Origin of the sequence: Streptomyces sp. NPDC056222, from assembly GCF_042264065.1 — a bacterium.
GTDB lineage: Bacteria > Actinomycetota > Actinomycetes > Streptomycetales > Streptomycetaceae > Streptomyces.
Map to the genome: position 1 here is coordinate 1 of NZ_JBHJTL010000032.1, position 12,278 is coordinate 12,278.

Genomic DNA, 12,278 nt, shown 5'->3' on the forward strand with positions numbered 1-12,278 from the left:
ACCGGGTGGGTTTTTTCGCGCCGCCGCACCTCCCCCGGGCCGGGCCCCCGGCGGGCCCGCGGCCGGGGGCCTTCATGACATGACGGCCCCGTGCGCCGCCTCGTACTGGCCCAGCCCGGCCCGGAAACCCCGCAGGAACTCCTCCTGATCGGCTTTCTCCAGGCCGTTCGGCCACTTGCCGCCGGCCGGCAGATGGTCCGGTATGGAGCGGAAGATCTCCGTCGCGGCCCCGGCATGCTCGGCTCCCCGCCGGTGGGCCGTGCAGAGCCGTTCCCCCGCCCTGGCCAGCTGCTGCGTCAGCTCCCTGTGCGGGAATCGCTGAGCATCGAGAAGAGGCCTGCCACCGGCCAGCTTGCCCGGATCCGGTCGGCCGCTGATCACTCTCAGGGCATGCAGCGCCGCCCACAGCTGCCCGCACAGGTAGGCCGTACTCCGCGAGGTGTCCGTCACTCCCCGTGCCTACCCGCCGGGGGCACGCCGCCAACGTGTGTTCTCGGCCGGTCCCAGGACCACGGACCGGTCTTCTGCCGCGGTTTGTTGCAGCGGGATGAAATCCCACCTCAGCCGCGTTGGTGACTTCCGGTAGAGCAGGACGAACGGGAGGCGACCACGTGGCCGCGGCGGGGCAGAAACAGGCGGATCGGCAGGTGCCGCAGGCGCAGGGCTGGGCGCGCAGGCTGGCCGGGTACGCGTGGCGGTACAAGGCCAATGTCGTGCTCGCGCTCGGGTCCTCCCTGGCGGGCATGGCCGTCCTCGCCCTCGTACCGCTCATCACCAAGGTCATCATCGACGACGTCATCGGGGCGAAGACCAGGTCCCTCGCCGTCTGGACCGGCCTCCTCCTCGCCGCCGCGGTCGTCGTCTACGTCCTCACCTATGTCCGCCGCTACTACGGCGGCCGGCTCGCACTCGACGTCCAGCACGACCTCCGTACCGAGATGTACGGCACCATCACCCGGCTCGACGGCCGACGGCAGGACGAGCTGTCCACCGGGCAGGTCGTCGGACGGGCCACCAGCGACCTCCAGCTCATCCAGGGGCTGCTCTTCATGCTCCCGATGACGATCGGGAACATCCTGCTCTTCGGGATCTCCCTCGGAGTGATGGCCGCCCTCTCCCTCCCGCTGACCCTCGTCGCCCTCGCCGTCGCACCCGCCCTCTGGTTCATCGCCAAGCGCAGCCGCACCCGCCTGCACCCCGCCACCTGGTACGCCCAGGCGCAGGCCGCCGCCGTCGCCGGGGTCGTCGACGGGTCCGTGACCGGCGTCCGCGTCGTCAAGGGCTTCGGACAGGAGGACCAGGAGACCGGCAAGATCCGCGACGCCAGCCGCAAGCTCTTCGCGGGCCGGCTGCGCACCATCCGGCTCAACTCGAAGTACACCCCCGCCCTCCAGGCCGTCCCCGCGCTCGGCCAGGTCGCCGTCCTCGCGCTCGGCGGCTGGCTCGCCACCCGCGGCCAGATCACGCTCGGCACCTTCGTCGCCTTCTCCGCCTACCTCGCCTCCCTCGTCGGCCCGGTCCGGATGCTCGCCATGGTCCTCACCGTGGGCCAGCAGGCCCGCGCGGGCGTCGACCGGGTCCTGGAGCTCATCGACACCGAGCCGGTGATCAAGGACGGTACGAAGGAGCTGCCGGCGGACGCCGAGGCCACCGTCGAGTTCGATGCCGTGGGCTTCGCCTACGAGGACGGCCGCCCCGTTCTCGACGGCTTCTCCCTGGAGATCCGCGCCGGCGAGACCGTCGCCGTCGTCGGCGCGTCCGGCTCCGGCAAGTCCACCGTCTCGCTCCTGCTGCCCCGCTTCTACGACGTCACCCACGGCGCCGTCCTCGTCGGCGGCCACGACGTCCGCGAGCTCACCCTCGACTCGCTGCGCGCCGCGATCGGACTCGTTCCCGAGGACAGCTTCCTGTTCTCCGACACCGTCCGCTCCAACATCGCGTACGGATACCCGGACGCCACCCAGGAGCAGATCGAGACCGCCGCCCGCGCCGCCCAGGCGGACCGTTTCATCGCCGAGCTGCCCGCCGGCTACGACACCAAGGTCGGCGAGCACGGCCTCACCCTCTCCGGCGGCCAGCGCCAGCGCATCGCGCTCGCCCGTGCCATCCTCACCGACCCCCGGCTGCTCCTCCTCGACGACGCCACCTCCGCCGTCGACGCGCGTGTGGAGCACGAGATCCACGAGGCCCTCGCCTCCGTGATGGCCGGCCGCACCACGCTCCTCATCGCCCACCGCCGCTCCACCCTCGGCCTCGCCGACCGGATCGCCGTCCTCGACGACGGCCGGCTCTCCGACATCGGCACCCACGAGGAGCTGGAGGAGCGCTCCGCGCTCTACCGGCGGCTCCTCACCGACCCCGACGAGCTCGGCGGCGTCTCGCCCGGCCACACCGTGCCCGTCGAGGTGCCCGAGGACCGCACCCTGCGCGCCGAGCTGGACGCCGAGTTCGACGCCGAGCGCGGCATCACCCCCACCCTCTGGGTACGGGAGGAGACCCCCGCCGAGGAGTCGGCGGCCCCCGGAGCCACCCCCGAACTGCTCGCCGCCGTCGAGGCGCTCCCGCCCGCCACCGACACCCCGGACGTCGACGAGGCCCGCGCCGTCACCCCCGAGGAGTCCTACGGACTGCGCCGCCTGCTGCGCGGCTTCGGCATCCCGCTCCTCATCAGCCTCGGCCTCGTCGCCGTCGACGCCGGCATGGGCCTGCTGCTGCCGGTGCTGATCCGGCACGGCATCGACGACGGCGTGAACAAGCTCGCCATGGGCGCCGTCTGGGCCGCCTCCGCGCTCGCCCTGCTGACCGTGGTCGTGCAGTGGTTCGCCCAGACCGCCGAGATCAAGATGACCGGCCGCACCGGCGAACGCGTCCTCTACGCCCTGCGCCTGAAGATCTTCGCCCAGCTCCAGCGGCTCGGCCTCGACTACTACGAGCGCGAGCTGACCGGCCGCATCATGACCCGGATGACGACGGACGTGGACGCGCTGTCGACGTTCCTCCAGACCGGTCTCGTCACCGCGTTCGTCTCCGTGACGACCTTCTTCGGGATCATGGGCGCGCTGCTCGTGCTCGATCTCCAGCTCGCCCTGGTCGTCTTCGCGACCCTCCCCGTCCTCGCCGTCGCCACGTTCTTCTTCCGCCGCTCCAGCGTGAAGGCGTACGAGCTGGCGCGGGAACGCATCAGCGTCGTCAACGCCGACCTCCAGGAGTCGGTCTCCGGCCTCCGGATCGTGCAGGCCTTCCGCCGCGAGCAGTCCGGCGCCGCCAGGTTCGCCGCCCGCAGCGACGACTACCGCGAGGCCCGCGTCCGCGGACAGTGGCTCATCTCGATCTACTTCCCCTTCGTCACGCTGCTGTCCTCCGTGGCCGCCGCGGCCGTGATGATCGTCGGCGCGAACCGCATCGAGGCGGGCACCCTCACCACCGGCGCGCTCGTCGCCTACCTGCTCTACATCGACCTCTTCTTCGCGCCCGTGCAGCAGCTCTCCCAGGTCTTCGACGGCTACCAGCAGGCGACCGTCTCGCTGAAGCGCATGCAGGAACTGCTCCAGGAGCCGACATCGACGGCCGAGGCCGCCAAGCCCCTGGACGTGCTGTCGCTGCGCGGTGAGATCGCCTTCGAGGACGTGTCGTTCGCGTACGGCGAGGAGGAGGAAGCGCTCACCGGCATCGACCTGCGCATCCCCGCCGGGCAGACCGTCGCCTTCGTCGGCGAGACCGGCGCCGGAAAGTCCACGCTGGTGAAGCTGGTCGCACGGTTCTACGACCCGACCACCGGCCGGGTCACCGCCGACGGCACCGACCTCAGGGACCTGGACCTCACCGCGTACCGCCACCGGCTCGGAGTCGTGCCCCAGGAGGCGTACCTCTTCGCCGGGACGGTCCGCGACGCCATTGCGTACGGCCGGCCGGAGGCGACCGACGCCGAGGTCGAGGCGGCGGCCCGCGCGGTCGGCGCCCACGACATGATCGCGACCCTGGACGGCGGCTACCTCCACGAGGTCGCCGAGCGCGGCCGCAACCTCTCCGCCGGGCAGCGCCAGCTGATCGCCCTGGCCCGCGCCGAGCTCGTCGACCCGGACGTCCTGCTCCTCGACGAGGCCACGGCCGCCCTCGACCTGGCGACCGAGGCCCAGGTCAACCAGGCCACCGACCGCCTCGCCGGGCGGCGTACGACGCTGGTCGTCGCCCACCGGCTCACCACCGCCGCCCGCGCGGACCGGGTGATCCTCATGGCGCAGGGCCGCGTCGCGGAGGACGGCACCCACGACGAGTTGCTCGCCAAGGGCGGCAGGTACGCGGAGCTGTGGCGCACGTTCATCGGCGAGGCGGAACCGGCGGCGGCGAAGGCGGTCTGAGTACGAACGCGGATTCCGCCGCCCTCCGGGCCGGGATTGAATCGGGGCCATGAGCAACGAGCACCCCGCACACGCCCGGGCCGCGTCCGGCCCCGGCGGCTCCGCCCGTCCGGACCCGGCGGCCTACCGGCTGCGCACCCGCGCCCTGTGGTGCGGACTGGCCGTGGTGCCCGCGACCGTCCTGGTCGTGTTCCTGAGCCTGACCACGCCCGAGGGCTCCGGCTGCGCCCTCAAGGGTGACTGCGGCACCACCCCCGGCTGGGTGTACCTCGCCACCCTCGCCGTCGCGGCCGGGTCCTGGATCCACGCGCTCAGCACCCCGGACGGCCCCGCCCCCGCGTCCTCCCGCGAGGCCGCGTTCTGGACGATGATCGGCGCGGAGTGCGTGTTCCTGCTGCTCGTCCTCGTCTACTTCGGGGGTTAGTGGCCCGAGCTGCCGCCCGGGACGGACGTGCCGGTCGGCCCCTGGTGGTCGATGAGAACGACCGGGGGGTTGCCGCTGAGTTGCGTCCAGATGGTGACCAGCGCCACCACCTGGGCGACGAACAGCGCGACCTGCGCCGACGCCGTACGCATCTGGTAGAGGGACAGCAGCAGGCTCGCCCGGGTGGGCCAGTAGTGCCGCTCCTGCCGGAACGTGTCGATGTCCATGAGCATCCCCGTCATGGTCAGCACGAGCGTCATCAGGGCCGCGTTGAGCGCGGCCGTGCCGACCGGCTGACCGACCATCACATTGCCCAGCAGGTCGACCAGCCAGGGCAGGGAGTAGACGAACGCCAGGCCGAAGCCGCGGCCCGGGCCGCGACGCATGGGCAGCACCCGCCACAGCGCCCCCAGCGTGAATCCGGCCCCTGCCCAGATCAACACCTGGCTCACCACGTACGTCAGCATGTTCGCGAAGCCGAACTGGTAACTGAAGGTGTCGACCCAGAGGGTGCCCCGGATCTGCTCCGCCCAGAACAGCACTCCGGTGGCCGGCAGCCCGACCAGCGAGGCGACGGCCGCAGCACGGCAGGCGTTGGCCCACCAGTCGGCCCGGGGCCCCCAGGCCAGTGCCAGCTCCACCGGACCGACGGCGTGCGGAAGCCGGACGCGGTGGTGCGGATGCAGGGGGTTGAGCGGAGTCCAGCGGTGCAGCCGGTCCAGCTTCCGCTCGATGGCGGCCCGTTCCCCTTCCGTCTGCCCCTGTTCGAGCCGGCGCAGCTCGGCGTGCAGCTCGCGGTGCTGGCGCGCCATGGCCATCAGCCGGGTCCGGTGGTGCTCCCCGACGACGCGATGGAGCGGGACCCCAGGGGTGAGCTGCCGGGCGAGGACGGCGTACCTTCGGCCCAGCGCGAGCAGCGCGGTGAGCGGGAACCAGAGGACGGCGAGCGACAGCAGTGGCAGGGGCACTCCGCCGTACAGACCGAAGGCGGGGGCCACGGCCACCACGAAGAAGACCTTGAGCAGCAACGGGTCGTGCGGCCGCAGGACCTCGCCCGTGTACCCCGGCGCGCCCTGTCGTGCGCGGGCGAGGGCGACAAGGGCGACGGCGGTCATCCACCACCAGGCGGTGCTGCCCGCCTAGTCGGCGAAGTTGGAGGCGAACCACCGCTGGTCGTTGAAGACGGTGGCCGCCCGGAACAGGGCGTAATCGTCGCCCTGGCCACGGTCGGTGAGCCAGGACACCCGGTCCCACCAGTACGCCGCGGCCCACAGGCTGCCTGCAACAACAGCGCACGAGACGAGGGCGAGGACGGCGAGGACGGCGGGGGAGAAGCGGCCGCGGAGGACGGCGCCGCCGGCGCCGCCCGGGAACGAGTCCCGCCACAGCCGCAGACAGCTGCTCACCAGACCCACCAGCCAGACGAACACCAGAGCTGCGCAGCCGAGGGCGAACCAGTACATGCCCCCTGCCGCCTCGAAGGCCGCGACCTCGTCGGGGTCGTCGATCCAGTAGAGCACCATGGTGGGCGGCAGCCCGAAGAGCGCGGGTACGAATGCCAGGGTGCCGACGTAGCCGAGCGCCACCGTCACGGCGGCCAGGGCGACCCGGCCGGGCCTGCCGAAGACGCACAGCAGCACACCCAGGAGCGCCGTCACGACCAGATGGACCGCCTGCCGGTGTTCCGCGTACGCGAATCCGTCGGGCAACTCCTCCAGGTAGTTCAGGAGGTGGTCGTCGCCGGCATGGACCACGGTGATGGTGAACCATGTCCAGGCCACCGCCCGGAGGTTCCGCCGGGCCGCCTCCTCCTCCGGCGCGGGCAGGGCCAGCGGCGGCCGGTGCCGGAGCCTTCGGACCAGCACCAGGGTCGTCGCGAAGGCGGCGACGTCCCAGGAGAACCAGGCCAGGACGTCGGCACGGTTCCACGGATAGGTCGCCCAGCGAGCGGCGTTCGCCTTGGTGGCGGGAGGCTGCAGCTCCAGGTGCAGACCGCGCGGCGGGCCCGGGGTCGTCGCCGTGCCGTTCCAGGTCAGTACGGTCGAGGACCCCACCGTCGGCGCGGGGAGCACGGAACGTGCGGGCCGGCCCCCGAGATCGATCCGCACCCGACTCCACACGGACCGGGACAGCGAGTCGGGGGACAGGAGCTCCAGGTGCCAGGTGCGGCTGCCCGAGACCATGTGCCACGGTCCGACGTCACGGTCGCCCTTCGCGGACACCCAGGTGACGGTCTGCTGCTCCACGGTGACCCAGGTCCTGTCGGCCGTGACCTTGGGCTGCTTGTACTGCCATTCCGTGTCGCGGTACTGCGTCGGCACCTCGGAGGACCGCAGCAGACAGCGCATCGCCGTCCGGTAGTCCTCGGTCTCCCTGTTCAGGAGCAGGGCGGACGACCACATCCAGCCGCGCGGCACCTTGATCACGAGATCGCTCGTCACCTTGGTCGAGTACTCGCCGTCGTGCGCGATCCGCACCGACGCGTCGACCTCGGCGCGGCTCAGTGTCCGTTTGACGCAGACGTTGTCGGGCGGCTCTTCGGCGGCGTACGCGGTCCCGGACGACACCAGACCGCACGTCAGCACGAGCAGCGCGAGCAACCCGACGGCCGCGAGAGAGCAGATCGCCCGTGCGGACGCACCGCGCGATGCCCATAAGGATCCCACCCCTGAGAAACCCACCCCTGAGAACCCACCCGTCCCTCGATCCGAGCGGGAAAGCGTATCGAATGACGGCAACCGAATCGGCTCCTCCTGCGTCGTACGCATGTGTGACCGGAGTCGAGGGAGGGGTGCGTGTGTTCGATGAGGTTCGGGCGGCTCGGCGGCCCCTCACATATCTGATCGTCCTCCTGCTCACCGTCGGCGCCCTCACCCTCGCCGGGCCGGGCACCGCGTCCGCGACCGCAGGATCGCTGTGCAGCGGCCGGCCCACCAAGACCGTCGGCTTCGCCACCGGGGAGCTGCGCCTCTACCGCAGCCGGCAGTACGTCTGCGCCCTCGCCGTCGCCAAGGTCCCCGGCCCGCGGCGTGCGATGTCCGTCTCCCTCCAGCCCCGCGGCGGGCGGCCCGCCGTCGACAGCGGGAACTTCACCCGGCAGGCCGGTCCGGTCACCGTGCATGCCCTCAACCGCTGCGTCCGTGCCACCGGCACCGTCGCCGGCCGGAGCGGGTCGACCGGCTGGGTTCTCTGCTGAAACCTGTGCCGTCGCACAGGTAAGGGCCAACTGGGTCTGGCGGCACCCACGTTGCCCCCGCTAGGTTCGCGACACCGTTGTGAATCAAGGGGAGGGTGAATGCGCAAGTCGCTGATCTGGCTGACGTCGCTCACGGTGCTCATAGGCACCGTCGGGGCGAGTGGTGCGGCTACCGCCGCCGAGTCGGCCACCGGCAGCCCGACCGTCGCCGAGAGCGCCGTCGGTACGGACATCAAGGACCGCATCCTGGCGATCCCCGGAATGAGCCTCATCGAGGAGAAGCCGTACGCCGGCTACCGCTTCTTCGTCCTCGAGTACACCCAGCCCGTCGACCACCACCGCCCGTGGAAGGGCACGTTCAAGCAGCGGCTGTCGCTCCTCCACAAGGACACCGACCGCCCGACCGTCTTCCACACCAGTGGCTACGGGCTGAGCACCACCCCCAGCCGCCGTGAGCCCACCCGGATCATCGACGGCAACCAGGTCTCCATGGAGTACCGGTTCTTCACCCCGTCCCGTCCGCAGCCCGCCGACTGGTCCAAGCTGGACATCTGGCAGGCCGCGAGCGACCAGCACCGCATCTTCACCGCGCTGAAGAAGATCTACGGGCAGAAGTGGCTCTCCACCGGCGCCTCCAAGGGCGGCATGACAGCCACCTACTACGAGCGCTTCTACCCGCGCGACATGGACGGCGTCGTCGCCTACGTGGCGCCGAACGACGTCAACAACAAGGAGGACTCGGCCTACGACCGGTTCTTCGAGTCCGTCGGGACCAAGGAGTGCCGCGACCGCCTCAACGCGATGCAGCGCGAGGCACTGATCCGCCGCGAGCCGCTCCAGAAGAAGTACAAGGAGTGGGCCGCGACCGAAGGCGCCACCTTCAACACCGTCGGCTCCCTCGACAAGGCGTACGAGGCAGTCGTCCTCGACTTCGTCTGGGGCTTCTGGCAGTACTACGGCGAGGACGTCTGCGGTTCGATCCCGGACGCCAAGGCCGCGAGCGACGACGAGGTCTACGAGACCATCGACGCCTACTCCGGCTGGTCCTTCTACACGGACCAGGGCCTCGACCCGTACACCCCGTACTACTACCAGGCCGCGACCGAGCTCGGCTCGCCCGACATCGAGCTGCCGCACCTGAAGGGCCTGTCCCGCTACGGCTACCAGCCGGCGCGGAACTTCGTGCCGCGTGAGATCCCGACGAAGTTCAAGCCGTCGGCCATGCGGGACGTGGACGACTGGGTCCGCAAGAACGCGAACCAGATGATGTTCGTCTACGGCGGCAACGACCCGTGGGGAGCCGAGCCGTTCCGCCTCGGCAAGGGCGCCCGTGACAGCTACGTCTACACCGCCCCCGGTGCCAACCACGGCGCCCAGGTCGCGGGCCTCGTCGAGGCCGAGCGCACCAAGGCCACGGCCCGCATCCTCGCCTGGGCAGGGGTCGACGCCCCGACGGCCGCCGCCGCGCAGCCGCTGGCCCGCTTCGACGCCGGTCTCGACAAGCCGGCGGAGGACGAGCTGAGCCGGGAGCACGGCGTACGGCCGTGAGTCGTGCGGAGGGCCGCGAAGCCACGGCTCCCGTCGCTTCCTGTCCGAGCCTCCGGCTCTCCGGCGTGAGCCCTGCGCTCACTGCGTGAGCCTCGTGTGAGTGTGGGCTGCGCCCGGTGGTGTCACAGCCGCCGGGCGCAGCCCACCGGCCTTTCCCCGCCCAGCGACACGAACAGAGCCGTCGACGACGGGCAGCGGTCGCGGCTCGTGACCGCCGAGGCGACCCGGTAGACGGGCGGGCGCTCGCCGGAGCCGTCGCAGGCCGTCTCCTTCACCTGGCCCTCGCGGGATGCGGAGAGGCAGTCCCCGACGACCGTGCGCGGACCGCCGCCCCGGCCCGGGTCGCCCGGATGGGGCGGCTCCAGATTCCGCATACAGGCGTACCCCTGCGGTACGGCGCCGTCGCCGTCCTCGTCCGCCGCCGACCGGTTCTCCGAGACGTGCAGGACGAAGTCCGTGGTGGCCGGGCACATCGCACCGGCGGACCTCCCCGGCGCCTGACCCTCGTACCGGGTCGTCACCCGCGCCGCCGCCTTCTCGCTCGTGCACGGCACCTCGCGGTAGACCGCGCCACGGGTGGAACAGTCCCCGGGCCCCAGGAACACCGCCCCGTGGTCGACGGGCGAGGTCGTGTACGTGACGGGGCCCGGCAGCCCGGAGTCCGGCGACCGCTGACAGCCGGCCACCGCGAACAGCAGCACCGACAGTGACACCCCGAGCAGCACCCCGAGCGACAGCCCCCCGAACAGCCCCCACCCGCTCCTGAGAGCGCGCATGAAAGACCCCCCGATCTCCGCGTCCAGCGTGGCGCGCCGGAGCGGGCGCACGCCAGGAAGAACGGGGGGTCTGCGTCCTCAGTTACGTTTCGCGTAGGACAGGCCGTGGCCGACCGGGTACAGCACCTTCGTCGGATCGTCCGCCCGCTGGACGGGCACGGGCAGACGCCCCTTCGGCCGGGCGTGGCCCGCGATCACCCGCACCGCGGCCCGCAGTTCGACATCCGTCCAGGAGTACGCGGCGACGGTCGCCCGCTGCCCCGTGAGCCCGGCGATGTCGTACGGGTTGCGGATGGCGACCGTCACGACCGGCACACCGGTGGCGACGAGCCGGGAGACCAGGGTGCGCTGCGGGCTGGTCGCCGAGACGTTGTACGTGCCCACCACGACGACGTCCTTGCCGGCCGCCGCGGCCACCGCCTCGTCGATCTTCGCCGCAGTCGGGGTGATCCCCGTCGACAACGCCGTGGCGGAGAAGCCGAGTTCGATGAAGGCGGTGGCGAGGGTCGTGGTCGGCGGTCCCGTGCTGCCGGACGGCGAGGCCGGATCGGCGCCGACGACCAGCACGTTGCCGTGGCTGCGCCGGCTGATCGGCAGGAATCCGCCCTCGTTGAGGAGCAGGGTCGTGGTCTCCTCCGCGATCCGGTCGGCCTGGGCCAGGTGGGCGGCGGTGCCGACCGTACGGTCCACTCCGGCGGACGTGACGAACGGCTTGCGGAACAGCCCCAGCTTCGCCTTGAGGCGCAGAATCCGCAGGATCGATTCATCCAGCCGTGCCTCGGTCAGCTCGCCGTTCTTGACGGCCTGGAGGACCGCGTTCCAGGCGATGTCCAGCTTCGGCGGGTTGAGCAGCTGGTCGACACCGGCCTTGAGGGCGAGCACCGGCACGCGATCGTCGCCGTACTTCGTCCGTACGCCCTCCATGCCGAGGGAGTCCGTGACCACCACGCCGTCGTAACCGAGCTGCTCGCGCAGGATGCCGGTGAGGATCGGACGCGAGAGGGTCGCCGGGTCCTCGTTCGGGTCGAGCGCGGGCACGACGATGTGCGCCGTCATGATCGAGTCGATGCCGGCGGCGATCGCGGACCGGAACGGCGGGGCGTCGAGCTCGCCCCACTGCTCGCGGGTGTGCGTGATGGTCGGCAGCCCGTAGTGGCTGTCGGTGGCGGTGTCGCCGTGGCCGGGGAAGTGCTTGGAGGTCGCCGCGATCCCGGCCCGCTGATAGCCCTTCACCTGGGCGGCGACGAGATCGGCGACGGCCTGCGGGTCGGAGCCGAAGGAGCGGACTCCGATGACGGGATTGGCGGGGTTGACGTTGACGTCCGCGACCGGCGCGTAGTTCTGCCGGATGCCGACGGCGGCCAGCTCGGCGCCCGCGATCTGCGCGGCCTTGCGGGCGTCGGAGTGGGAGCCTCCGGCACCGAGCGCCATGGCACCGGGCAGCAGGGTGGCCGGCTTGCCGACCCGGCAGACGATGCCGTGCTCCTGGTCCGTGGAGATCAGCAGGGGCAGCGGAGTGGGCTGGGCGAGGCCGGCGCGCTGGATGCCGTTGGAGAGCTCGGCGATCTGGTGCGGGTCGCGGGTGTTGTGCGCCCAGGCGAAGTAGATGACGCCGCCGACGTGGTACTTCTCCACGAGCTCGGCGGCGGTACGGACGCCGATCTCGGCGAGGTTGGCGTCGATGTCGGCCTGATCGGGGGCGGTGGCGGAGTGGCCGTACACCCGCATGACGAAGAGCTGGCCGACCTTCTCTTCCAGGGACATGCGGGAGATGGTCCGCCGGAGGCTCCGGTCGTCGGACGCGAGTCCGGCGGAGTCGGAGTGGGCGGAGTCGGCGTGGGCGTTCGGGGTGGTCACGCCGGTGACGGCGGCGGCCGCCGCGGCGGCGGTGACGGTGAGGAGGGTGCGTCTGGAGGTGGCGCGGTGGTGCACTGATGCTCCTTCCGGCCGTGCAAGGTTGAAGGAAACTTCCAGGA

Annotated in this window: 7 protein-coding genes and 1 pseudogene; 4 read left to right on the forward strand and 4 right to left on the reverse strand. The window is 71.6% G+C overall.

From position 1 onward, the window contains the following. Nucleotides 1–72: 72 nt before the first annotated feature. Nucleotides 73–450 carry a hypothetical protein gene (locus tag ACFC0D_RS17245; RefSeq protein ID WP_376436072.1) on the reverse strand — a complete coding sequence of 126 codons (378 nt, stop codon included), beginning with the start codon at nucleotides 448–450 and terminating at the stop codon, nucleotides 73–75. A 161-nt stretch (nucleotides 451–611) separates the two neighbouring features. Here ACFC0D_RS17245 and ACFC0D_RS17250 point away from each other — a divergent pair, with 161 nt between their 5' ends. Continuing rightward, entirely contained in the window at nucleotides 612–4,358 is a 3,747-nt protein-coding gene (locus ACFC0D_RS17250; protein ID WP_376436075.1) for an ABC transporter ATP-binding protein, read from the forward strand. Between the two features lie 49 nt (nucleotides 4,359–4,407). Then, a complete protein-coding gene (locus ACFC0D_RS17255; protein ID WP_376436077.1) occupies nucleotides 4,408–4,782 on the forward strand; it encodes a hypothetical protein in 375 nt (124 codons plus the stop codon). Here the strand turns inward: ACFC0D_RS17255 and ACFC0D_RS17260 are convergent. Next, nucleotides 4,779–7,550, reverse strand: a pseudogene (locus tag ACFC0D_RS17260) (DUF6185 family protein). The gene ACFC0D_RS17255 and the pseudogene ACFC0D_RS17260 overlap by 4 nt on opposite strands. A 29-nt stretch (nucleotides 7,551–7,579) precedes the next feature. Between ACFC0D_RS17260 and ACFC0D_RS17265 the strand changes: the two are divergent. Further along, nucleotides 7,580–7,978, forward strand: a complete 399-nt coding sequence (locus ACFC0D_RS17265; RefSeq protein ID WP_376436080.1) for a hypothetical protein — start codon at nucleotides 7,580–7,582, stop codon at nucleotides 7,976–7,978. Nucleotides 7,979–8,077: 99 nt separating this feature from the next. Beyond that, nucleotides 8,078–9,526, forward strand: a complete 1,449-nt coding sequence (locus ACFC0D_RS17270; protein ID WP_376436083.1) for an aminopeptidase — start codon at nucleotides 8,078–8,080, stop codon at nucleotides 9,524–9,526. A 122-nt stretch (nucleotides 9,527–9,648) separates the two neighbouring features. Here the strand turns inward: ACFC0D_RS17270 and ACFC0D_RS17275 are convergent, their stop codons facing one another. Together ACFC0D_RS17275 and ACFC0D_RS17280 are read right to left on the reverse strand one after the other, a co-directional pair. Further along, nucleotides 9,649–10,302: a hypothetical protein gene (locus ACFC0D_RS17275; protein WP_376436086.1), complete on the reverse strand. Its 654-nt coding sequence runs from the start codon at nucleotides 10,300–10,302 to the stop codon at nucleotides 9,649–9,651. A gap of 78 nt (nucleotides 10,303–10,380) precedes the next feature. Further along, entirely contained in the window at nucleotides 10,381–12,234 is a 1,854-nt protein-coding gene (locus ACFC0D_RS17280) for a glycoside hydrolase family 3 protein (protein WP_376436088.1), read from the reverse strand. Nucleotides 12,235–12,278: the final 44 nt, after the last annotated feature.